Source organism: Stenotrophomonas sp. KH_052 (genome assembly GCF_057838755.1).
Genome location: NZ_CM174475.1, coordinates 2,182,008 through 2,204,546, shown reverse-complemented (window position 1 = coordinate 2,204,546; position 22,539 = coordinate 2,182,008). Strand labels below are relative to the sequence as shown.

Annotated in this window: 19 protein-coding genes; 18 read left to right on the top strand and 1 reads right to left on the bottom strand. The window is 67.9% G+C overall.

Annotated elements, in window-relative coordinates; genetic code table 11:
• Positions 1–77 precede the first annotated feature (77 nt).
• The 16 genes from AC3ITW_RS10225 (at position 78) to AC3ITW_RS10150 (ending at position 18,817) form a co-directional block, all read left to right on the top strand.
• The gene (locus AC3ITW_RS10225; protein ID WP_100434584.1) at positions 78–2,210 is read left to right on the top strand and encodes a putative bifunctional diguanylate cyclase/phosphodiesterase; all 2,133 of its coding nucleotides are present in this window, start codon (positions 78–80) and stop codon (positions 2,208–2,210) included.
• 118 nt (positions 2,211–2,328) lie between these two features.
• Positions 2,329–3,459, top strand: coding sequence for a flagellar biosynthesis protein FlhB (flhB, locus tag AC3ITW_RS10220; protein WP_006365554.1), 1,131 nt, complete (start codon positions 2,329–2,331; stop codon positions 3,457–3,459).
• A gap of 44 nt (positions 3,460–3,503) precedes the next feature.
• Positions 3,504–5,564: a flagellar biosynthesis protein FlhA gene (flhA, locus tag AC3ITW_RS10215; RefSeq protein ID WP_174238327.1), complete on the top strand. Its 2,061-nt coding sequence runs from the start codon at positions 3,504–3,506 to the stop codon at positions 5,562–5,564.
• Positions 5,565–5,709: 145 nt separating this feature from the next.
• On the top strand, positions 5,710–7,338 hold the full coding sequence (gene flhF / locus AC3ITW_RS10210) for a flagellar biosynthesis GTPase FlhF (protein WP_489390310.1): 1,629 nt from the start codon (positions 5,710–5,712) through the stop codon (positions 7,336–7,338).
• Positions 7,325–8,212 carry a MinD/ParA family ATP-binding protein gene (locus tag AC3ITW_RS10205; RefSeq protein ID WP_489390309.1) on the top strand — a complete coding sequence of 296 codons (888 nt, stop codon included), beginning with the start codon at positions 7,325–7,327 and terminating at the stop codon, positions 8,210–8,212. Before flhF ends, AC3ITW_RS10205 begins: the two co-directional genes overlap by 14 nt.
• On the top strand, positions 8,209–8,952 hold the full coding sequence (locus AC3ITW_RS10200) for an RNA polymerase sigma factor FliA (protein ID WP_006365468.1): 744 nt from the start codon (positions 8,209–8,211) through the stop codon (positions 8,950–8,952). The genes AC3ITW_RS10205 and AC3ITW_RS10200 overlap by 4 nt, the downstream gene beginning before the upstream one ends.
• A 57-nt stretch (positions 8,953–9,009) precedes the next feature.
• Complete coding sequence (gene cheY, locus AC3ITW_RS10195; protein ID WP_006365466.1) at positions 9,010–9,402, top strand: chemotaxis response regulator CheY; 393 nt, start codon at positions 9,010–9,012, stop codon at positions 9,400–9,402.
• On the top strand, positions 9,402–10,007 hold the full coding sequence (locus AC3ITW_RS10190) for a protein phosphatase CheZ (protein ID WP_046984318.1): 606 nt from the start codon (positions 9,402–9,404) through the stop codon (positions 10,005–10,007). Before cheY ends, AC3ITW_RS10190 begins: the two co-directional genes overlap by 1 nt.
• A gap of 2 nt (positions 10,008–10,009) precedes the next feature.
• Complete coding sequence (locus AC3ITW_RS10185; RefSeq protein WP_197585218.1) at positions 10,010–11,842, top strand: chemotaxis protein CheA; 1,833 nt, start codon at positions 10,010–10,012, stop codon at positions 11,840–11,842.
• Positions 11,843–11,989: 147 nt separating this feature from the next.
• Entirely contained in the window at positions 11,990–12,730 is a 741-nt protein-coding gene (locus tag AC3ITW_RS10180; protein WP_046984316.1) for a flagellar motor protein, read from the top strand.
• 1 nt (position 12,731) lies between these two features.
• Entirely contained in the window at positions 12,732–13,748 is a 1,017-nt protein-coding gene (gene motD, locus AC3ITW_RS10175) for a flagellar motor protein MotD (RefSeq protein WP_006365315.1), read from the top strand.
• 4 nt (positions 13,749–13,752) lie between these two features.
• Positions 13,753–14,535, top strand: coding sequence for a ParA family protein (locus AC3ITW_RS10170; protein ID WP_006365313.1), 783 nt, complete (start codon positions 13,753–13,755; stop codon positions 14,533–14,535).
• A complete protein-coding gene (locus AC3ITW_RS10165) occupies positions 14,532–15,821 on the top strand; it encodes a chemotaxis protein CheW (RefSeq protein ID WP_489390308.1) in 1,290 nt (429 codons plus the stop codon). Before AC3ITW_RS10170 ends, AC3ITW_RS10165 begins: the two co-directional genes overlap by 4 nt.
• Positions 15,822–16,106: 285 nt before the next feature.
• The gene (locus tag AC3ITW_RS10160) at positions 16,107–16,415 is read left to right on the top strand and encodes an STAS domain-containing protein (protein ID WP_006365253.1); all 309 of its coding nucleotides are present in this window, start codon (positions 16,107–16,109) and stop codon (positions 16,413–16,415) included.
• A complete protein-coding gene (locus tag AC3ITW_RS10155) occupies positions 16,412–16,777 on the top strand; it encodes a response regulator (protein ID WP_005409521.1) in 366 nt (121 codons plus the stop codon). The genes AC3ITW_RS10160 and AC3ITW_RS10155 overlap by 4 nt, the downstream gene beginning before the upstream one ends.
• Positions 16,778–16,822: 45 nt before the next feature.
• Positions 16,823–18,817 (top strand): chemotaxis protein CheA, encoded by a 1,995-nt coding sequence (locus AC3ITW_RS10150; RefSeq protein ID WP_489390307.1) that lies wholly within the window; start codon positions 16,823–16,825, stop codon positions 18,815–18,817.
• Between the two features lie 68 nt (positions 18,818–18,885).
• Here AC3ITW_RS10150 and AC3ITW_RS10145 read toward each other — a convergent pair whose 3' ends face one another.
• On the bottom strand, positions 18,886–19,119 hold the full coding sequence (locus AC3ITW_RS10145) for a hypothetical protein (RefSeq protein ID WP_489390306.1): 234 nt from the start codon (positions 19,117–19,119) through the stop codon (positions 18,886–18,888).
• Positions 19,120–19,207: 88 nt separating this feature from the next.
• On the opposite strand from AC3ITW_RS10145, the gene AC3ITW_RS10140 reads away from it, so the two are divergent.
• Complete coding sequence (locus AC3ITW_RS10140; RefSeq protein WP_489390305.1) at positions 19,208–21,445, top strand: methyl-accepting chemotaxis protein; 2,238 nt, start codon at positions 19,208–19,210, stop codon at positions 21,443–21,445.
• A gap of 152 nt (positions 21,446–21,597) precedes the next feature.
• Positions 21,598–22,371 carry a flagellar brake protein gene (locus AC3ITW_RS10135; RefSeq protein ID WP_012510954.1) on the top strand — a complete coding sequence of 258 codons (774 nt, stop codon included), beginning with the start codon at positions 21,598–21,600 and terminating at the stop codon, positions 22,369–22,371.
• The last annotated feature ends 168 nt before the right edge of the window (positions 22,372–22,539 follow it).

The window sequence follows — 22,539 nt, the reverse complement described above, 5'->3', positions numbered from 1 at the left end:
CCGGCGCCCTGCGCCGGCCTGCCTCATGCATGCCCCACCGTAGTTTCCGTCGACAGGCAGGTCCGGGAGACTGACGAATGCTGGTAGGCACGTACAACCCGTGGCTGGTGGCGATCTCGCTGCTGGTCGCCGTGATGGCCTCATACACCGCGTTGGCGATGGCAGGGCGCACGGTCACCGCACCCGGCAAGGGCGCGGCCTGGTGGTGGCGCATCGGCGGCGGCTTCGCCATGGGCCTGGGCATCTGGTCGATGCACTTCATCGGCATGCTTGCCTTCGACCTGCCGATTCCGCTCGGCTACGACCTGCCGATCACCCTGCTTTCCCTTGCACTGGCCATCGCCTCGTCGGTGTTCGCGCTGTGGCTGGTCTCGTTGCGTACGCTGCCGCACCCACGGCTGGCCGGTGGCGCCCTGCTGATGGGCACCGGCATCGCCGGCATGCACTACGTCGGCATGGCCGCGATGCGCATGCAGCCGGGCATCGACTACGACCCGGGCTGGCTGCTGTTCTCGCTGATGGTCGCCGTGGCCGCCTCCTGGACTGCGCTGTACGTGGCGTTCCGCCTGCGTGCGCAGCGTACCCGTGTCGGCGACCGCCTGGCCGCCGCCGGCCTGCTTGGCCTGGCCATCGTCGGCATGCACTACACCGGCATGGCGGCCGCGCGTTTCCCGGAAGGCAGCATCTGCGGCGCGGCGGTTGGCGATGGCCTGCAGAGCGAATGGCTGGCGATGCTGGTGGTGATGCTGACCGTGGCGATCCTGGCCGTGGTGCTGGTGGTGTCATGGCTGGACCAGCGCGTGGAGGCGCAGCTGCTGCGCCTGCGCAATTCGCTGCTGAGCACCTCGTTGACCGACGCCCAGCAGGAGTTGACCCAGGCCGCACTGCACGACCCGCTGACCCGCCTGCCCAACCGTCTGCTGCTGCAGCGTCGGATCGTGCAGGCGCTGGCCGAGGCCGAACAGGGCGGCAGCCGATTCGCGGTGATGTTCATGGACCTGGATGGCTTCAAGCAGGTCAACGATGCTTACGGCCATCAGGCCGGCGATGCGCTGCTGGTGGCCGTGGCCGAGCGCACCCGACTGCTGTTGCGGCCCAACGACATGCTGGCGCGACTGGGCGGCGACGAGTTCGTGCTGGTGGTGCGCATCGAGCACGATGAAGACCTGCCGACGCTGGCCCGGCGCATCCTGCAGGCGGTCGGCAGCGGCCCCCTGCTGCCGGACAACGAACTGCAGGTGACCGCCAGCATCGGCGTGGCGATCTGTCCGGACCACGCTGCCAGCGAGCGGCAGCTGATGGCCTTTGCCGATGCCGCGATGTACCAGGCCAAGGAATCCGGACGCAACGCCTTCGTGCTGTTCGCCGATTGGATGAATGATAGCGCCGAACAACAGTTCCGGCTGCTGGCCGACCTGCGCCGGGCCATCGGCAGCGAGCAGCTGTTCCTCAACTACCAACCCAAGATCCGCGTGGCCACGCAGAAGGTGGCCGGCGCCGAGGCACTGATCCGTTGGCGGCACCCAGAACATGGCCTGATCCCGCCGGATCGGTTCATCCGCCTGGCCGAGCGCAGCGGCGCGATCAACGACATCGGCCGCTGGGCGCTGGACCAGGCCTGCCAGCAGTTGCGTCGCTGGCACGATGCCGGGCATGAAGGCTGGTCGATGTCGGTGAACCTGTCGCCGGTGCAGTTCAGCTCACCGCACCTGCTGCAGGATGTGCGTGAAGTGATCGAACGCTACAACATTGCCCCGCGCCACCTTGTGCTGGAGATCACCGAAAGCACGGTGATGCGCGATACCGATACCAGCCTGCGCCTGCTGCAGGCGCTTTCGGCACTGGGCGTGGGCATCTCCATCGATGACTTCGGCACCGGCTACTCCAGCCTGCTGTACCTGAAGCGGCTGCCGGCCACCGAAATCAAGATCGACCACGCCTTCGTGCGCGACCTGGAGCACAGCGCCGAGGACGTGGTGATCGTCTCGGCAATCGTGGCGCTGGGCCACGCGCTGGACATGGACATCGTCGCCGAAGGCGTGGAAACCGCCGCCCAGCGCGCCTACCTGGAGCGGCTGGGCTGCGACTACCTGCAGGGCTATCTGCTCGGTCGCCCGGTCGATGCCGCCCGCTTCATGCAGCTGCACGACCTGCCCCGGCCTCGGGTGGAGCTGGCGCAGAGCCCGCCGACGCAGCACCCGCCGGGGTAAATCCAGGCTGCGCTCCCACCTGCACTTGCTCTGGTAGATGCCAACCTTGGTTGGCACATGAACCCATCACGGAACACTTCTTGCACGCGCCCCGGCACCTCCTGCCGCAGTGCCCGTGATGTCCGAAGACGAATCCGCCGGCGAAAAGACCGAACAACCTACCGAAAAACGCCTGCGCGATGCCCGTGAACAGGGCAACCTGCCGCGCTCGCGCGAGCTCGGCACGGCCGCCGTGTTCGGCGCTGGCGTACTGGCGGTGATGGCCATGAGCGGTTCGATCGGCCGCGGCGCCAGCGCCTGGATGAAGCACGCGCTCAGCCCCGAACAGAGCCTGCGGCAGAACCCGAAGGAACTGTTCGGCCACTTCGGCGACCTGCTGCTGCAGTTCATGCTGGTGATCGCGCCGCTGGTGCTGGTCTGCCTGCTGGCCAGCTTCGTCGCGCCACTGCTGATGGGTGGCCTGCGCTGGTCGCAGAAGGCGATGCTGCCGGACATCAACCGCATGAACCCGATGAGCGGGCTCAAGCGCCTGTACGGCCCGGAGGCCATCGCCGAGTTCACCAAGTCGCTGTTGCGCGTGGCTTTTGTCGGCGTTGCCGCCGGGCTGGTGGTATGGACCGGCTTCGACACCCTGCGCGGCCTGATCCACCACCCGCTGGAGACCGCCATCACCGACGGCCTCAGCTTCACCCTGCGCCTGCTGCTGGCCACCGCCGGCGCGATGCTGGTGCTGGCGGCCATCGACGCCCCGTACCAGCGCTGGAACTGGATGCGCAAGCTGAAGATGACGCGTGAAGAGCTGCGCCGGGAAATGAAGGAAAGCGAGGGCAGCCCGGAGGTAAAGGGCCGCATCCGCCAGCTGCAGCAGCAGATGGCCAACCGCCGGATGATGGAGGCGGTCCCCACTGCCGATGTGGTGGTGGTCAATCCGACCCACTATGCGGTGGCCCTGAAGTACGAGGGCGGTGCCATGAACGCTCCCAAAGTGGTCGCCCTGGGCGTGGACGAGACCGCCCTGCGCATCCGTGAAGTGGCCGATGGCAACAAGGTCGCCATCGTCTCGGCGCCGCCTTTGGCACGCGCCTTGTATCGGGAAGGCCAACTCGGAAAGGAAATCCCCGTGAGACTGTATTCGGCCGTGGCCCAGGTCCTGTCCTACGTCTACCAGCTGCGCGCCTGGCGCACTGGCCCGATGCCGGACAGCCCGCACATCCAGGTGGATGAATTCGGCAAGGGAGGCCGCCCGTGAGCGCCCAGCCCTCCCCCGGCTTCAACACCCGCCGCGCCCTGGAAATGATCCGCCAGGGCCTTGGCGCGCCGCTGATCGTGCTGGCACTGCTGGCCATGGTCGTGGTGCCGCTGGCCGCGCCGGTGCTCGATGCGCTGTTCACCTTCAACATCGCCATCTCGCTGATGGTGCTGCTGGCGGTGGTCTACGTGAAGCGCCCGCTGGACTTCACAATCTTCCCGATCGTGCTGCTGGTCACCACCATGCTGCGGCTGGCGCTGAACGTGGCCTCCACCCGCGTGATCCTGCTCAACGGCCAGAACGGCCATGACGCGGCCGGCAAGGTCATCGCCGCCTTCGGCGAGTTCGTGATCGGTGGCAACTACGCGGTCGGCATCGTGGTGTTCGCGATCCTGACCATCATCAACTTCGTGGTCATCACCAAGGGTGCCGGCCGCGTCTCGGAAGTGACCGCGCGCTTCATTCTGGACGCCATGCCCGGCAAGCAGATGGCGATCGACGCCGACCTCAACGCCGGTTTGCTGACGCGTGAAGAAGCCAAGCTGCGCCGCGAGGAAGTGCGCGAGGAAGCCGACTTCTACGGCGCGATGGACGGTGCCAGCAAGTTCATCCGTGGTGATGCCATCGCCGGCATCCTGATCCTGTTCATCAACATGCTGGGCGGCCTGGCCGTGGGTGTGCTGCAGCATGGCATGCCGTTCGGCGATGCCGCTGCGACCTACACGCTGCTGTCCATCGGTGACGGCCTGGTGGCGCAGCTGCCGGCGCTGCTGGTCTCCAGTGCGGTGGCGATGCTGGTCACCCGCGCCTCGCGCTCGCAGGACATGGCCCAGGCGATGAGCGGCCAGGTGTTCGGCCAGTACCGTGCGCTGGCGATCACCGCCGGCATCCTCGGCGTGGTCGGCCTGGTGCCGGGCATGCCCAACGTCGCTTTCCTGACGCTGGCCGCGATCCTGGGCTTCATCGCCTGGAAGCTGTACCGGAAGAGCAAGCTGCCGGCTGCCGATGCCACCGCCGGCAGCAGTGACGCCGCCGCACTCACTGCACTGGGCCGTCCGGCCGCACCCGCGGCCACCGCCGAACTGAGCTGGGACGAGCTGCGCCCGGTCGATCCGCTGGGCCTGGAGGTTGGCTATCGCTTGATCCCGCTGGTGGACAGCAACCAGGGCGGCGAACTGATGGCGCGGATCAAGGGCGTGCGCCGCAAGCTGACCCAGGACGTCGGCTTCCTGATCCCGTCGGTGCACATCCGTGACAACCTGGAACTGCCGGCCAATGGCTACCGCGTGCTGGTGCACGGCGTGCCGGTGGCCACCGCCGAGATCCATCCGGACCGTGAGCTGGCGCTGGACCCGGGCAGCGCGCTCGGTGCGCTGGAAGGCATCGCCGGCAAGGACCCCGCCTTCGGCCTGGACGCGACCTGGATCCAGCCGCACCAGCGTGCGCAGGCCGAGACGCTGGGCTACACCGTGGTCGATCCGGCCACCGTGGTCGCCACCCACCTCTCGCACCTCATCCGCGAACACGCGCCGGAACTGCTCGGCCACGAAGAAGTGCAGCACCTGCTGGCCAACCTGGCCAAGAGCGCGCCCAAGCTCGTCGAAGATCTGACGCCGAAGGCACTGCCCCTGTCGGCGGTGGTGCGCGTGCTGCAGAACCTGCTGGTCGAGCGCATTCCAATCCGCCAGCTGCGCAAGATCGCCGAAGCGCTGGTTGAACACGCGCCCAGCAGCCAGGACCCGGCCGTGCTGACTGCGGCCGTGCGCACCGCACTGGGTCGTTTCATCGTGCAGGAGATCGCCGGAATGTCGGCGGAGCTGCCGGTGTTCACGCTCAACCCACAATTGGAACGTGTCTTGCAGGAGTCCACGCAGGGCAACGGCGCCGCGCTGGAACCCGGACTCGCTGAGCGACTGCACCAGAGCCTGGCCGAATGTGTCAGCAAGCAGGAAGCGCGCAACGAGCCCGCGGTCGTGCTGGTACCTGGCCCGGTGCGCGCCGCGCTGGCCCGCCTGGTCCGCCACAGCGTTCCGTCGCTGTCGGTCCTGGCCTACAGCGAGGTGCCGGAGGACAAGCGCCTGAAGCTGGTCGGAACGATCAGCTGACGCCGCCCTCCGATGCGCCAGAAAACAGACACCACTTTCGAACCAACGCAACAGACAGATACCAAGGGGAACCCGCACCGTGCAGACCACCGACCACCCGAGTTCTCCGACCGCCACCCCGCCGTCTTCGTCCCGTGACCACAGCATGAAAATCAAACGATTCGTCGCCGCCGACATGCGCTCGGCCATGAACCTGGTGCGCAAGGAACATGGTCCTGACGCCGTGATCCTGTCCAACCGCCGGATCGAGGAAGGCATCGAGATCGTCGCCGCCGCCAACTACGATGAGAGTGCCGTGCAGCGCGCACTGGAAGCCTCGCGTCGTGACATCGCCCCGCTGCCGGCACCGAAGCCGCGCACCGCCGCCGATGCGGTGATCGCTGCTGTGACCCGTCGCCGCAGTGCCACCCCGGCACCAGAGCCGGTGGCTGCGACCACCTCGGCCGTTGCCGCGCTGGCCCGCGCTGCCGTCGGTGCCACCGGCCGCACCCTGGACAGCGCCGACGAGATCGTGCCGACCCGCGGCAGCACCGGCTTCGCCGCAACCCTGGCCCGCGCTGCCGTCAACGAACCGGCGCGTGCGGAACAGGCCTTCGGCCCGTTCGCGGATGCCGTCGCCGACGCTGCCGCCACACCCGCCGCGATCGCGACGGCCAACCGTGCCCGCTTCCAGATCGATCCGCCGCATGCCGAGCACCAGCAAGGCCCGGCCCCGGCCGTGCAGCCGCCGCCGCTGCCGGCCAGCGTTGTGGCCGATGCGCAGTCGCAGACCTTCGCCGACGAACCGTCGCTGGCGGACGCAACCGTCGACGCCGCCCCGGAACCGACCCTTGCACCGCCCCCGGTGCTGACCGTGGTCGCCCAGGACGATGCCGAGATCCGACAGCTGCGCCAGGAAGTGGCCGGCATGCGCCAGGTGATCGAGCGCGAAATGAACCGCTTCACCGACGAGCGCCTGCGTGGCTGCCCGGTGCGCGCCACTGCACTGGACCTGATGGACGAGTACGGCTTCGACGCTGGCCTGGCCCGCGACGTGGCAATGCAGATCCCGCTGGAGACCGATGCCCACCGCGGCCGCGGCCTGATGCTGGGCCTGATCTCGCGCAAGCTGCCGATCGCCCCGGTCGACCCGCTGGAGGAAGGCGGCGTGATCGCCCTGGTCGGCCCGACCGGCGCCGGCAAGACCACCACCATCGCCAAGCTGGCCTCGCGCTTCGCCGAGAAGCACGCACCGCGCGATGTCGCCCTGGTCACCACCGACACCACCCGCATCGGTGCGCGTGAGCAGCTGTACGGTTACGGCCGCCAGCTCGGCATCGCGGTGCACGAGGCCAACAGCGGCACCGACCTGGACCAGCTGCTGGAACGCTTGAAGGACTACAAGCTGGTGCTGATCGACACCGCCGGCCTGGGCCCGCGCGACCGCGCACTGGCCGCCCAGCTGCAGTGGCTGCGTGCCGCCCGCCAGGTCCGCACCCTGTTGGTGCTGCCGGCCAACACCAGCTTCGGCGACATGGACGAGGTGGTCCGCCGCTTCGGCGCGGCCAACCTGCAGGGCCTGGTGCTGAGCAAGCTGGACGAGACCGGCCGCTTCGGCAACGCCCTGTCGGTGGCCGTGGACCACGCCCTGCCGATCACCTGGGTGACCGACGGCCAGGACGTTCCGGAGGACCTGCACCGGGCCAGTGCAGCCAATCTCGTACTTCGCCTTGAAGATTTGCGCCGCGCGGCCGATATGCCCTGCAACCCGGAGTTGAACCATGCCGTCGCGTGAGTACGCCAAGCTGACCAAGACCTTCCCGCTGTCGGCCACCCGCAGCGAGCCGCTCGGCCCTGTGCGCACCATTGCGGTCACTGGCGGCAAGGGCGGCGTGGGCAAGACGAATGTGTCCGCCAACCTGGCGGTGGCACTGGCCGGCATGGGCAAGCGCACGCTGCTGCTGGACGCCGACCTCGGCCTGGCCAACATCGACGTGATCCTGGGCCTGGACCCCACCTTCACGCTGGCCGACCTGGTCGCCGGCCGCTGCTCGCTGGATGACGTCATCGTCGAAGGCCCGAACGGCGTGCTGGTGGTCCCGGCCGCGTCCGGCCGCCGCCACATGGCCGAGCTGGCCCCGGCCGAGCACGTCGGCCTGGTCAACGTGTTCTCCGAGCTGGAACGCGAGTTGGACATCATGGTGGTGGACACCGCCGCCGGCATCAACGATGGCGTATTGACCTTCTGCCAGGCCGCACAGGACACCGTGGTGGTGGTCTGTGACGAGCCGGCCTCGATCACCGACGCCTACGCACTGATCAAGGTGCTGTCGCGCGAGCGTGGCGTGGACCGCATCCAGGTGGTGGCCAACATGGTGCGCGATCCCAACGAGGGCCGCGTGCTGTACGAAAAGCTGACCCGTGTCTGCGAGAAGTTCCTCGCCGATGTCTCGCTGAACTACCTCGGCTGCGTGCCGCAGGACGATTGGCTGCGCCTGTCGGTGCAGCGCCAGCAGCCGGTGGTGAAGGCCTATCCGTCCAGCCCGGCCGCGCTGGCCATCACCGAGATCGCGCGCCGTACCGCGCGCTGGCAGGCGCCGACCGAACCGCGTGGCGGCGTCGAGTTCTTCCTCGAACGCATCCTCAAGCAGCGTGGGGTGACGGCATGAAAGGCGCAGCCCAGTACAGGGAAGTGCAGCGCTCGGCGGCGAACGAAGTCATCGCCCAGCATTCGGACCTGGTGCGGCGCATCGCCCACCACCTGGCCGCGCGCCTGCCGGCCAGCGTCGAGGTCGATGACCTGATCCAGGCCGGCATGATGGGCCTGATCGAAGCCTCGCGCAGCTACGACGCCGACCAGGGCGCCTCGTTCGAGACCTATGCGTCGATCCGCATCCGCGGCTCGATGATCGACGAGATCCGCCGTGGCGACTGGGTGCCCCGCTCCGTCCACCGCCGCGCTCGTGATGCCGCCGCCACCATCCGCCGCCTGGAGCAGAGCAGCGGCCGCGCCGCCAGTGCCACCGAAGTGGCCGCGGCGATGGAAATGCCGCTGCCCGAATACCTGAGGCTGATGGAAGACGCCGCACGTGGCCAGGTGCTGAGCCTGGAGTCGCGCATCGAAGACCAGGGCGAGCTGGACACGGTCACCCAGGGTGGCCCGACCCCGCAGCAGGTGCTGGAGCGCGGCGAGTTCGGCCGCGAGCTGGGCAAGGCGATCGGCCACCTGCCCGAGCGCGAGCAGCTGGTGCTGTCGCTCTACTACGAGCAGGAGCTGAACCTGAAGGAGATCGGCGCGGTGCTTGGCGTGAGTGAATCGCGGGTCTGCCAGATCCACGGCCAGGCAGTGCTGCGCCTGCGTGGTCGACTGAAGATTTTCGAGGCGGCGGACGCCGGCCTGGAAGAATGAACATGCCCGAGGCGGCTGCCCCCGGCCGCCCGGACTGAACAACAAAGGAACTCTGCTTTGAACAAGAACATGCGCATCCTGATCGTCGACGACTTCTCGACCATGCGTCGGATCGTCAAGAACCTGCTGGGCGATCTGGGCTTCACCAATACCGCCGAAGCCGAGGACGGGCATGCCGCGCTGTCGCTGCTGCAGAGCCAGCCGTTCGATTTCGTGGTCACCGACTGGAACATGCCGGTGATGACCGGCATCGAACTGCTCAAGGCGATCCGCGCCGATGCCAAGCTGAAGACACTGCCGGTGCTGATGGTGACGGCCGAAGCCAAGCGCGAGCAGATCATCGAAGCCGCCCAGAGCGGCGTGAACGGCTACATCATCAAGCCGTTCACCGCGCAGACCCTGGAAGAGAAGCTCGGCAAGATCTTCGAACGCCTGGCGGCCAGCGCCTGATGGATACCACGGTCGACAGGAACGCCCTCGCCCTGCGCCTGCAGGAAGCCCTGGACGCACTCGAGTCCGGTGACGAAGCCGCGTGGCGGCAGCGCATCGACGGGCTGGTCGCGCTGCGCACGCAGCCGATGATGAGCGGTCTTTCGCGGCTGGCCCGCGAGCTGGGACAGGCGCTGGGTGAACTGCCGACCGTGCCCGATGAAGCCGGCGAACTGGACGACGCCTGTGCGCGCCTGGACCACGTGGTGGCGATGACCGAACAGGCCACCCACCGCACCCTGGACCTGGCCGAGGAATGCCGCAGCCTGACCGAGCAGCTGCGCGCCGAAGGCCTGCAGCCGGGCCAGGACGCGCAGCTCGAGCGCATCCGCCACAACCTGACCGAGATCGCCCTGACCCAGAGCTACCAGGACCTGACCGGGCAGATCATCCGTCGCGTGGTCGGCATCGTGCGCCGCGTGCACGAAGGCTTCGGCGCACTCGGCCTGCCGCCGGAACAGCATCGCTCCGACCCGGAACTGGCCGGGCCGGCACTGAAGGGACTGGACCGCCACGCGGTCTCGCAGAACGACGCCGACGACCTGTTGTCGGACCTGGGGCTGTAAGCATGAGCGCGGTATCCGACGACATCACTGCCGATTTCATCATCGAGGCGCAGGAAATCCTGGATCGCCTGGGCGAACAGCTGGTGTCGCTGGAGCAGGCACCCCAGGACGGCGAACAGCTCAATGCGGTGTTCCGCGGCTACCACACGCTGAAGGGTGGCGCCGGCTTCCTCGGCGTGACGGCCATGGTTGAACTGTGCCATGCCGCCGAAGAAGCCCTCGGCGCCGCGCGCGCCGGCCAGGCGGTGCTGCAGGCCCACCATTTCGATGCCGCCCAGCAATCGCTGGATTACCTGCAGTCGATGCTGGATGCGGTGTCCTCGGGTACCGAACCGGGCTACGCGCCCCCCGAGCTGATCGCGCAGTTCGATGTACACGGTGGCGCCACCGCCACGCCGGCGGCCGCCGCTGCGCCCATCACCGGTGGCAGTGACCTGATCACCGACGATGAGTTCGAGGCCCTGCTCGACCAGCTGCACGGCGGCAACGCCCCGACCGCAGTCGCGGCCGCAAAGAAGGCCGACGACGGCCTGATCAGCGAGGACGAATTCGAAGCCCTGCTCGACCAGCTGCACGGTGGCGCCGCACCCGGCACCAAACCGGTCGCCGCAGTGCCGGCGGCAGCAGCGACGCCCGCGCCGCGTCCGGCCGCACCCGCGCCGGCGGCCAAGCCGCCCGCCAAGCCACTGGCCGAAGCCGAGCACACCGTGCGCGTGGATACCAAGCGCCTGGATGCGATCGTCAACCTGATCGGCGAACTGGTGCTGTCACGCAATCGGTTGAAGACCCTGCGTGCGCGCCTGCGCGACGAAGAGCTGGACCGCGCCGTGTCCACGCTGGACATCGCCACCGCACGCCTGCAGTCGGCGGTGATGCGTACCCGCATGCAGCCGGTGGGCAAGGTGTTCTCGCGCTTCCCCAAGGTCGCCCGCGACGTTGCCCGCTCGCTGAAGAAGGAAGTGGACCTTGAGCTGATCGGCGCCGAGACCGAGCTCGACCGCAACCTGGTCGAAGCCCTGGCCGACCCGCTGGTGCATCTGGTCCGCAACGCCATTGACCATGGCGTGGAAACGCCCGAGCTGCGTGAAGCCCAGGGCAAGCCGCGGATGGGCCACGTGCGGCTGTCGGCACAGCAGGAAGGCGACTACGTCAGCATCGAGGTGCAGGACGATGGCGCCGGCATCGATCCGGAAAAGCTGCGCGCGAAGGCACGCGAGAAGGGCCTGATCGACCCGGAAGCGGCGGCCCGCCTGAGCAGCGAGGAATGCCTGCACCTGGTGTTCCTGCCCGGCTTCTCGACCAAGCAGCAGGTCACGGATATCTCCGGCCGTGGTGTCGGCATGGACGTGGTGCAGTCGCGCATCCGCGAACTGAGCGGCCAGATCCAGATCCAGTCGGAACTCGGCCGCGGCAGCCGCTTCCTGATCCGCGTACCGCTGACCTTGGCGATCCTGCCGACCCTGCTGGTGCAGGCCGGCGAAGACGTCTACGCCTTGCCGCTGGCACGTGTGATGGAAGTGCTGCACGCGCCGCGCACCTCGCTGGGCTGGTTCGACGGACGTGCCGTGCTCGACCGTCGCTCGCACACCCTGGCGCTGGTCGATCTTCGCCAATGGCTGGATGTGACCCCGGCCGCCTCGCCGCTGCTGACCATCGTTGTGCTGCAGGCCGGTGAAGCCCGGTTCGGCCTGGTCGTGGACCAGGTGCGAGGGCGCGAGGAAGTGGTCATCAAGCCATTGCCCAAGGCACTGCGTGGCCTGGCCGGTTATGCCGGTGCAACCTTGATCGGCGATGGTCGCATGGCCCTGATCCTGGACGTGGACGGACTGCGCTGAACCCCGCCGGGCATGGCCCGGCGCTACCGGAAGCGGCCGCCCAGGGTAGCGCCGGGCCATGCCCGGTGACCCGAAAAACTGTGACTACCGTCTGTACACGACTTCCCGGTGTCTCAAGTCCCATTCACACAAGCCGATACCGGACCCATGGATAGACTCAGCCTCATTGGACTCTTTCTCGCCCTGGCCTCGCTGGTCGGCGGCAGCATCCTCAAGGGCGCCGGCCTGGCGTCGCTGTGGTCGCCTGCCGCGTTCGTGATCGTCATCGTCGGTACCGTCGCCGCGATCCTGCTGCACACCTCGCCGGCGGTGTTCAAGCACGCCTTCAAGATCGTGCGCTGGGTCGTGCGCCCGCCGCACAGCGACCGCCGCGAACTGATCCAGCAGATCGTCGAATGGAGCAACATCGCACGCCGCCAGGGCCTGCTGGGCCTGGAAGCACAGGTGGAAGCACAGCAGGACCCATTCCTGCGCAAGGGCCTGCAGCTGCTGGTGGACGGCGTCGAGCCCGAATCAATCCGGCACATGCTGGAAATCGAACTGGGCAGCCAGGAGCATCAGGACCAGGCCGGCGCCAAGGTCTTCGAGGCGATGGGCATCTACGCGCCCACGCTGGGCATCATCGGTGCCGTGCTCGGCCTGATCGCGGTGATGAAGAACCTCGCCGACCCAAGCAAGCTCGGCCATGGCATCGCCGCCGCGTTCACCGCCACCATCTACGGCATCGCCTCGGCCAACCTGCTGTTCCTGCCGATCGCTGCCAAGCTCAAGAGTGTGATCTCGCACAATACCCGTGACCGCGAAATGGTCATCGAAGGCCTGATCTCCATCGCCCAGGGCGAGAACCCGCGCAACATCGAAACCAACCTCTCCGGCTTCCTGCACTGACATGGCCCGCCGCAAGCACCACGAAGAGCACGCCAACCATGAAGCATGGGCGATCCCCTATGCCGACCTGATGACGCTGCTGCTCGCCTTCTTCGTGGTCATGTACGCGATCTCCTCGGTCAACGAGGGCAAGTACCGGATCATGGCCGACGCGCTCACCGATGCCTTCGGTGGCGCACCGCGCACCATCAATCCGGTGCAGGTCGGCAACAAGCAGGTGCAGGGCGGCGGCTGGGACAGCCCGTCGGTGATCAAGTCCGGCACCAAGGTCGGCCCATCGGCACCAGCGCCGTCGCACGATCCGACGCTGCTGCCATCGATGGCTTCGCAGATGCGCATGCCGGTATCGGTGCACAACCAGGAACAGATCGCGCGCGCCGAGCGCCAGCTCAGCAGCATCGCCGACCGCCTGACCGCCGCGCTGGCACCGCTGATCGACCGCGGCATGATCAGCGTGCGCCGCACCGAGCTGTGGATCGAAGTGGAGATCAACAGCGACATCCTCTTCCCGACCGGCTCGGCCGCGCTGGACGTGCACGCGCGGCAGACCCTGGCCAGCCTGGCCGAGGTGCTGCGCGACGTGCCCAACAGCGTGCGCGTGGAAGGCCACACCGACAACGTGCCAATCGCCACCGCCACCTTCCCGTCCAACTGGGAACTGTCGGCCGGACGCGCAGCCAGCGTGGTGCACCTGTTCGCCGACCAGGGCGTGCAGCCGTCACGGCTGGCGATGGTCGGCTACGGCCAGTTCCGCCCGCGCGAAGAGAACGACAGCGCGCAGGGCCGCAACCGCAACCGGCGGGTGATGGTCATCATCCTGGCCGATACCACCCACGCGGTCGATCCGCTGGGCCAGCGCCTGAACGCCGCAACCGGCGCTGCCAACAGCACCGGCACCGAACAAGCCGCCGCAACTCCGGCTACCGCCCCCACCTCCCCCATCGCACCGGTGAAGTTGCCGCCGGTGCCGGCTGGCAGCCGTGTCGGCGCCGCCGTTCCCCCGGCAATGAAGGAGTAAACCGATGCGCATCTGGGCAGTCGCCAACCAGAAGGGCGGAGTCGGCAAGACCACTACCACCCTCGCCCTCGGCCGTGGCCTGGCTGCAATGGGCCACCGCGTGCTGCTGATCGACCTCGATCCGCATGCCTCGCTCAGCCGCGCCTTCGGCGTACCGGTGGATCCACCGCCGGCCGGCGTGCTGGAACTGTTCGGTGCGCCTCCGGCCGACCTGTCCAGCTTGTGCCACGCCAGCAGCATCCATGGCCTGGACTACGTCTGTGCGCAGTCGGCGCTGGCCACGCTGGAGCGCCGGAGCGCCAACCAGCCCGGCCTCGGCCTGGCCCTGCAGAACGCGCTTGCCCGCCATCAGGGACAGCACGACTACATCCTGCTGGACTGCGCGCCGACCCTCGGGCTGCTGATGATCAACGCACTGGCCGCGGCCGACCGCCTGATCATTCCGACCCAGGCCGAACCGCTGGCGCTGCATGGACTGGACGGCATGGTCCGCACCGGCGAGATGGTCGAACGTTCGCGCCGCCGCCCGTTGCCGATCTCGATCCTGCCGACCCTGTTCGATCGCCGCACCCGCGCCGGCAACGAGTCGCTGCGCACCATGCAGGACCGTCATGGCGCGCGTGTATGGGAAGACGCGATTCCGATCGATACGCGCATCAGCAATGCCGCCGGCCTGACCCTGCCGAGCGTCGGCGAGGACTACCCGGGCCGCGGCCTGGCTGCGTACCGTCGCGCCCTGAACTGGATCCTCGGCGAGGATGCCCGCGCCCTGGAGCAGGCCGCATGAACAGCACCGGCGTACTGGACGACTATCTGGACGAGCTGCTGGGCGAGGCGATCGCGGTGGCATCACCCGCCGTGCCGCCGCTGGGTAGCGCCGGGCCACACCCGGCGAGCACAGCGGCACCGGAACGCGAGCCGACCTGGGATGACCTGCCGGCCGAAGTGATCTACGAAACCGAAACCGTCGCCGCTGCGCCTGCCGTGGACGACGCCGCGCTGGAAGCCGCCTTCGAGGCCGCATCTGCACCGGGCAGCGCCGGGCCACGCCCGGCGAGCGCAGCGGAACCGGAACGCGAGCCCACCTGGGACGACCTGCCGGCCGAGGTGATCTACGAGACCGAAACCGTCGCCGCTACCCCCGCCGTGGACGATGCAGCGCTGGAAGCCACCTTCGAGGCCGCCTCTGCACCGGGTAGCGCCGGGCCACGCCCGGCGAGCACAACGGCACCGGAACGCGAACCGACCTGGGATGACCTGCCGGACGAGGTGATCCACGAGACCGCTCCTGCGCCGACCCCAGCCACTGCAACGTCCGCCCCGGAGCCAACCTGGGACGATCTGCCGGATGAGGTGATCTACGAGACCGATCCGGCCGACAGCCATCGTCTCGCCCACACCGACAGCCCCGGCCTGCAGGCCGCATTCGAGGCCGCCGCCGGTGGCGAAGACGTCCCCACGCCGCCGCCCGCCGCGGTTGCAGCACTGGCGCCCGCACCACGCCCCACCGCTGCACCGGCTGCGGCAGCACCGCCGCCGCGCGTGGCCGTGGACGCACCCAGCGGCAACCGACCTGGCACCTGGCAGGAACTGCAGGCGCAGGCGAACCGCCCGGCCAGCAGCCCGCATCCGCAGAACCGCCGCGCCGGCGAGCGCACCTCGCGCTGGCTGCGCCTGCGTTGTGGTGCCCAGGCCTATGCACTGGAACTGCTGAAGGTGCAGGAGGTGGTCCTGCCGGTACCATTGCTGCCGTTGCGCGGCACCGCTCCGGCCATGCTCGGCATCATGAACCTGCGTGGCCAGGTGGTGCCGGTGATGGACCTGGGCCTGCACCTGGGCGCCACCGCTGCCGAGGACGACGCCCAGACCCGCATCGTGGTGCTGGAGGAAAACGGCGAGACCCTCGGCCTGCGCGTGTCGGCCGTGGAAGACGTCGCCAACCTCACCGATTCGCAGATCGAGCCGCCTGATACGGCGCGCATCTGCCAGATTTCCAATGATCTGTTCCGCGGCGTGGCCCGGGTCAGCCAGCGGCCGATGATCCTGCTCGATGCCACACAGCTGTTGAGCTGAGCGGAAAAAGGGGACGGAGGGGATTAAGTCGCAATCGACCAGGCTCTCCCGCAGCCACCCTCGGCAACGGCGACCACGCAGTGGGGACGTAAGGTGTTGATCCAACGGATCAACTCCTTGCGTCCCCGACAGGCACCGCATCGGCGCAAAGCGCCGAGCCAGTTGCGACTTAATCCCCTCCGTCCCCTTTTCAACAGCGACCGCATCGACGCCCCGCGCCGATTCCTCTAAAGAACCCCGCTGGGGTGCCGTTATGGATCACGGAACCGTTTGTCCGGAGCAAGCATGAGCATTGTCGAACTGGGTGAGGATCTCGGCATCGAGAGCAGCACCGAGCTCAAGAACCGCCTTTCGCCACTGGTGGCAGAGGCAGGCGAGCTGACCCTGGATGCGAGCCAGGTCACCCGCATCCACACGGCCGCCGTGCAGGTGCTGTGTGCGTTCGTGCAGGCCCGCCGCGAGGCAGGCCTTGGCACCGGCTTCCACGGTTGCACCGCAACCTTCCGTGACGCCGCACGCCTGCTGGGCGTCACCCAGGCCCTGGGCCTGGACGTAACCCATGACAACCTGAAATCTGTGGAGAACGCTGCATGAGCGCACGTATCTTGGTGGTGGACGATTCGGCGTCGATGCGCCAGATGGTTTCCTTCGCCCTCACCTCGGCCGGTTTTGCCGTCGAAGAAGCCGAAGACGGCGCGGTCGCGCTCGGTCGCGCAAAGGGCCAGCGCTTCAATGCGGTGGTCACCGACGTCAACATGCCGAACATGGACGGCATCGCGCTGATCCGCGAACTGCGCCAGCTGCCGGACTACAAGTTCACCCCGCTGCTGATGCTGACCACCGAATCGGCTGCCGACAAGAAGTCCGAAGGCAAGGCCGCCGGTGCCACCGGCTGGCTGGTCAAGCCGTTCAACCCCGAACAGCTCGTCGCCACCGTGCAGAAAGTGCTGGGCTGATCGCCCCACACTGCTCCCCCTCTTCGCTTCCGGATCGCAACTTCCATGAGCATGGACCTGCAACGCTTCCACGCCACCTTCTTCGAGGAGAGCCGCGAAGGCCTCGACGCGATGGAGGCTGGCCTGCTGGCCCTGGAATCGGGGCAGCAGGACGCGGAGATCATCAATTCGGTGTTCCGCGCTGCCCACTCGATCAAGGGCGGCGCCGGCACCTTCGGCTTCGATGCGATCGCCGGCCTGACCCACGTGCTGGAAACGCTGCTCGATGAGCTGCGTGCAGGCAAGCGGGCACTGGAAGGCCACGCTGTCGACGCCATGCTGTCTTCGGTGGATGTGCTGCGCGCCCTGCTGCGCGAAGCCGAGCACGGCCAGGCCGCCGACCCAGCCGCCGTCGTCGCGGTGAAGGCGCGCCTGGAAGCGGTACTATCCGGCCAGGCGGCATCAAGCGCACCGGCCGCCCCGGTTACCAAGGTGGACGACACGCCGGAAGCCTGGCAGATCGGCTTCACCCCGGCGCCGTCGCTGTTCATGAGCGGCAACGATCCACTGCGCATCATCCGCGAACTGGAACACCTCGGTTCGCTGCAGGTGGCTGCGCGCATGGAACGCCTGCCCGGCTTCGCCCAGCTCGACCCGCTCGAGGCCCATCTGGCGTGGGACCTGGGACTTGTTGGCAAGGTGCCGCGCAGCAAGATTGAAGACACCTTCGCCTGGGTACTGGACGACTGCGAGCTGGACATCCGTCCGGCCGCGCCGCCGAGCCTCGCCACGCAGGCCCCGGCTGCATCCGCTGCTGCCCCTTCCACAGCTGTTGCTGCACCGGCCGCAGCCACCACTCCTGCCGCCAGCGGTGGTGGCAGCCAGGAAGCGGAAACCTCGATCCGCGTCAGCGTCGACAAGGTCGATGCGCTGATCAACCTGGTCGGCGAACTGGTCATCACCCAGGCCATGCTCAAGCAGGTCTCGCACGCACTGGACCCGGTCCACGCCGAGAGCCTGTTCGCCGGCCTGGACCAGCTTGAACGCAACACCCGCGACCTGCAGGAAGCGGTGATCGGCGTGCGCATGCTGCCGGTCGATGCAGTGTTCCGCCGCTTCCCGCGCCTGGTCCGCGACCTCTCCGGCCGCCTCGGCAAGCAGGTCCGCCTGCGCACCGTCGGCGAAGGCACCGAGCTGGACAAGGGCCTGATCGAGAAGATCGCCGATCCGCTGGTCCACCTGGTGCGCAACTCGATCGACCACGGCCTGGAAATGCCGGACGTGCGACGTGATGCGGGCAAGGACGAGACCGGCACGATCACCTTGGCGGCATCGCACCAAGGCGGCCACATCGTCATCGAAGTCAGCGACGACGGCCGCGGCCTGGACCGTGCCAAGATCCTCGCCAAGGCCAGCGAGCGCGCCCTGGCCGTACCGGACAACCCGACCGATTCGCAGGTCTGGGACCTGATCTTCCAGCCCGGCTTCTCAACTGCAGACGCGGTCACCGACCTGTCCGGCCGCGGCGTCGGCATGGATGTGGTCCGTCGCAACATCCAGGCGCTGGGTGGCGAAGTGCAGATCGAAAGCGGCCTCGGTACCGGTACTCGCACACTGATCCGCCTGCCGCTGACACTGGCCATCCTTGATGGCATGACCGTGGCGGTGGCCGGCGAAACCCTGATCCTGCCGCTGGCGTACGTGCTGGAGGCACTGCAGCCGCAGCCCGAGGACATCCGCAGCATGGCCGGCGAAGGCCGTGTGCTGCGCGTGCGTGGCGAATACCTGCCGATCCTGTCGCTGAGCGAGTACTACGGCTACGGCAACCGCGCTCCCGGCAGCGAATCGTTGGTGGTGGTGGTCGAAGGCGATGGCCAGAAGATCGCACTGGAAGTCGACGAGCTGGTCGGCCAGCAGCAGGTGGTGGTGAAGAACATCGAGAACAACTATCGCCGCATCGGCGGGGTGTCCGGTGCCACCATCCTCGGCGATGGCCGCGTGGCCCTGATCGTCGACATCGGCGGCCTGGTGCGCTCGCTGCGGATGCCGCAGGCCGCCTGATCCACACAGCAAGCGTGCACTGAACCGCCGCCCTCCGGGGCGGCGGTTTTTGTTTGCGTGCGCTCCGGTCATGCGTAGCTGGGGTCAGATCCCTTCTCTTTGAAAAGGGATCTGACCCCAATCCGCTCCCGAATCCATTCCGTGAACTCCGTCGCCGCACTGGTTTCGTTCGCAACCACGCCGCCGAAGCGCAAGCCCCGCCATTGCAGCGCTTTCGCGCCGTCATCCCTACGCAACCGAATGTGATCTGGGTCCATAAAGTCCGCCCGCAGCACGCCGCTATCTCGCTTGACGGCCGTCACCGAACCCCACCGGGCACCACCGTTCGCTCTGCAACCACCCCCAGCCGACGCAACGACGCCGGCATCCTGCCCACCTGGAGCACCCTGCATGAAGTGGTTCCAAGATCTGCCCATCGCCCGCAAGCTGGCCGTGGGGTTCACCCTCACCACCTTGATGACCGTCGTACTGGGCGCCTTCGCCCTGGTCCGCCTGTCCGAGGCCAACGCGCAGCTGAGCGCCATGGCCTCCAACGATATTCCGTCCGTGCAGTACCTCGGCGAAGTGCGCTCGCAGCTGGGTGAGTTCCGCACCTATGAGCTCGCCCAGCTGAGCATGCTGGACCAGCCCGAGAAAGTGGCCGACTACAACAAGCGCATGGACGACACCGCCGCCGTCGTTCGCGAACAGCTGGCCGCGTACGCGAAACTGCCAGCCGGCGCCAAGGAGCGCGAGCTCTACCGCGCCGTGCAGACCGACATCGATGGCTACTTCGCAGCCAACGCCAAGCTGCGCGAAGCGGCTACCGCCGGCGATGGCGTCGTCGCACGGCAGATCTCCGACGACCAGTCGCGTCCGCTGCGCCGCAAGGCCTTTGAAGACCTCAAGGCACTGGGCGCGTACAGCAGCTCGCTGATGCAGGGCAAGATCGACAACGCCAATGCCACCCACCGCAACAGCATGCTGGCGATCATTGCCGCCGTCGTATTGCTGGTTGTGGTCGCCGCAACCCTGGCGGTGGTCATCTCGCGCGCCGTGGTCGGTCCGCTCGGCAAGGCGGTGAACGCCATCCAGGCCGTCGCACGTGGCGACCTCAGCGTCACCACCCAGAGCACCGGCAAGGACGAGGCTGGCCGCATGCTGGCCGCCACGGCCGAGATGACCGCGATGCTGCGCCGCTTCTCCGAACAGACCCAGCTGATGGCGCAGATGCATGCTGGCCCGGATATCAGCCACCGCATCCCGGAGGACTTCCCGGGCGTGTATGGCCAGCTGGCCGGCGGCATCAACACGGTGATCTTCGAACACCTTGATGCGATCCGCGATGCCATCGACGTGCTCAACCAGTACGCCATCGGCAACCTTGCGCCGGACGCACGCCGCCTGCCGGGCAGCCGCGCGATCCTGCACGAGTCGATGGATGCCGCCAAGGCCAGCCTGCTGGCGATCAACACCCAGATCCAGCAGCTGGCCGCCGCAGCGGCGGCCGGCGACTTCAGCCAGCGCGGCGATGCACAGCGTTTCCAGCATGATTTCAAGGTCATGATCGAGCAGCTGAACACCATGATGCAGGTGGCCGACGGCAATCTGGGCCAGTTGTCGCAGCTGCTGCAGTCGATCGCTGCCGGCGACCTGACCGCCCGCATGGATGGACAGTTCAATGGCGTGTTCGCACGCATGCGTGACGACGCCAACACCACTGTCGCGCAGCTGACCCAGATCGTCGGCCAGATCCAGGCCAGTGCCTCCAGCATCACCCTGGCCGCCGGCGAGATCGCGTCGGGCAACAGCGACCTGTCGCGCCGCACCGAACAGCAGGCAGCCAACCTGGAAGAAACCGCCGCCTCGATGGAGGAGCTGACCTCGACCGTGCGCCAGAACGCCGAGCATGCCCGCCAGGCCAACCAGCTGGCGATCGGTGCGCACGGCGTGGCCTCGCAGGGCGGCGACGTGGTCGGCCAGGTGGTGACCACCATGTCGGCCATCGAAGCCTCCTCGAAGAAGATCGCCGAGATCATCTCGGTCATCGACGGCATTTCGTTCCAGACCAACATCCTGGCGCTGAACGCCGCGGTGGAAGCCGCACGTGCCGGCGAACAGGGCCGCGGCTTCGCCGTGGTCGCCAGCGAGGTGCGCACCCTCGCCCAGCGCTCGGCCGCCGCCGCCAAGGAGATCAAGGGCCTGATCGATGACTCGGTCGGCAAGGTCGCCGAAGGCTCCAGCCTCGTGCACCAGGCCGGCAGCACCATGGGCGAGATCGTCGCCTCGGTGCAGCGCGTGACCGACATCATGGCCGAGATCTCCGCTGCCTCGCAGGAACAGAGCGCTGGCATCGAGCAGGTCAACCAGACTGTGGTGCAGATGGACGAGACCACCCAGCAGAACGCCGCACTGGTAGAGGAAGCCACCGCCGCCGCACGCGCGATGGAAGACCAGGCCGTGCAGCTGGGCGAAGCAGTAGCTCGCTTCCGCCTGGCCTCACAGGGTACGACGGCCGCGCCGACGCGCCTGGCCGCGGCACCGGTTCCGCGCCAGGTGGCGACCGCTGCGCCGGCTGCCAAGCGCGCATTGCGTGCGTCGGTGGCACAGCCGGCGCTGGCCGCAGAGGGCGACTGGCAGGAGTTCTGAGGTAGCGGGGTCGGATCCCTTCCCGAGGGGAAGGGATCCGACCCCTTATGGAAAGTGATGCAATTCTCACTTCATAATCCAGCACAGTGGCCGATATCCCCATCGAGCCATGCGCCAACGCGTGCTGGCGCCCGCCCCTGACCGTAGATTCCATGTCCGACGGCAACGACACTGCAGTGCACGATGTCCACGCGGCCGACGCCGCTGACGAACGCTTCCTGGTCCGCAACCCGCGCCAGCTGCGGCAGCTGCTGCGTTCGCTGATCGACCAGCGTTCGCTGATCAACGCACATATCGACGGCCGCGACCGTTCGTTCCCGACTGCGCTGCTTGAGCTCGACGAGGACGAAGACTACCTCCTCCTCGATGGCAGCCCCCAGGAAGCGTCCAACCGCGCCGCCGAGCAGGCCGACCATCTGCTGTGCTTCGCCCAGCTTGAACGCGTGCTGGTGCGCTTCCGGCTGCAGGAACTGCAGCGCGTGGACAACGATGGTCACGTCGCCTTCCGCGCCCCGCTGCCAGACGAGCTGGTGCACCTGCAGCGGCGTGAACTGTACCGGCTGGAGACCCCGGTCACCGACTCGCCGCAGCTGCAGCTGCCGGCCGCCGAAGACCGTAGCGAGGCACTGTCGATGCGGGTGGTTGATATCAGTGGCGGCGGCCTGGCCGTGGTGGTGCCCACCGACTGCGCGGTGTTCAGCCTGCAGAAGCGCTACCCGGCCGTGCTGTCGCTGCCCGACGGCCCGGACCTGGAGATCGAGCTGGTTGTCTGCAACCTGCTGCCACAGCGCCAACCCAATGGCATCGAGATCAAGCGCGTGGGCATGCGCTTCGACATCCTGCCGCGTGGCGGCGACAGTGCCATCCAGCGCTACATCTTCCGCATCGACCGCCAGCGCAAGGCGCGTCGCAACGGCGAGCTGTAGGGGGAAGCCAGGTACGGTAGCGCCGGGCCATGCCCGGCGGGTCGCCCACGCACCGCCGGGCATGGCCCGGCGCTACCGAACCATCCACACCATGCGTGGATGCCCCGGCGCCACACCTAAAGTCCCCCGACGAGGGGCCGATATCGAGCCTGACACCGGGACTTCCGG

What these genes read in the sequence shown, in the direction of transcription:
- AC3ITW_RS10225 (WP_100434584.1), top strand. Translation starts at nt 78, where the DNA reads ATGCTGGTAGGCACGTACAACCCGTGGCTGGTGGCGATCTCGCTGCTG.
- flhB (WP_006365554.1), top strand. Translation starts at nt 2,329, where the DNA reads ATGTCCGAAGACGAATCCGCCGGCGAAAAGACCGAACAACCTACCGAA.
- flhA (WP_174238327.1), top strand. Translation starts at nt 3,504, where the DNA reads ATGATCCGCCAGGGCCTTGGCGCGCCGCTGATCGTGCTGGCACTGCTG.
- flhF (WP_489390310.1), top strand. Translation starts at nt 5,710, where the DNA reads ATGAAAATCAAACGATTCGTCGCCGCCGACATGCGCTCGGCCATGAAC.
- AC3ITW_RS10205 (WP_489390309.1), top strand. Translation starts at nt 7,325, where the DNA reads ATGCCGTCGCGTGAGTACGCCAAGCTGACCAAGACCTTCCCGCTGTCG.
- AC3ITW_RS10200 (WP_006365468.1), top strand. Translation starts at nt 8,209, where the DNA reads ATGAAAGGCGCAGCCCAGTACAGGGAAGTGCAGCGCTCGGCGGCGAAC.
- AC3ITW_RS10190 (WP_046984318.1), top strand. Translation starts at nt 9,402, where the DNA reads ATGGATACCACGGTCGACAGGAACGCCCTCGCCCTGCGCCTGCAGGAA.
- AC3ITW_RS10185 (WP_197585218.1), top strand. Translation starts at nt 10,010, where the DNA reads ATGAGCGCGGTATCCGACGACATCACTGCCGATTTCATCATCGAGGCG.
- AC3ITW_RS10180 (WP_046984316.1), top strand. Translation starts at nt 11,990, where the DNA reads ATGGATAGACTCAGCCTCATTGGACTCTTTCTCGCCCTGGCCTCGCTG.
- motD (WP_006365315.1), top strand. Translation starts at nt 12,732, where the DNA reads ATGGCCCGCCGCAAGCACCACGAAGAGCACGCCAACCATGAAGCATGG.
- AC3ITW_RS10170 (WP_006365313.1), top strand. Translation starts at nt 13,753, where the DNA reads ATGCGCATCTGGGCAGTCGCCAACCAGAAGGGCGGAGTCGGCAAGACC.
- AC3ITW_RS10165 (WP_489390308.1), top strand. Translation starts at nt 14,532, where the DNA reads ATGAACAGCACCGGCGTACTGGACGACTATCTGGACGAGCTGCTGGGC.
- AC3ITW_RS10160 (WP_006365253.1), top strand. Translation starts at nt 16,107, where the DNA reads ATGAGCATTGTCGAACTGGGTGAGGATCTCGGCATCGAGAGCAGCACC.
- AC3ITW_RS10155 (WP_005409521.1), top strand. Translation starts at nt 16,412, where the DNA reads ATGAGCGCACGTATCTTGGTGGTGGACGATTCGGCGTCGATGCGCCAG.
- AC3ITW_RS10150 (WP_489390307.1), top strand. Translation starts at nt 16,823, where the DNA reads ATGAGCATGGACCTGCAACGCTTCCACGCCACCTTCTTCGAGGAGAGC.
- AC3ITW_RS10140 (WP_489390305.1), top strand. Translation starts at nt 19,208, where the DNA reads ATGAAGTGGTTCCAAGATCTGCCCATCGCCCGCAAGCTGGCCGTGGGG.
- AC3ITW_RS10135 (WP_012510954.1), top strand. Translation starts at nt 21,598, where the DNA reads ATGTCCGACGGCAACGACACTGCAGTGCACGATGTCCACGCGGCCGAC.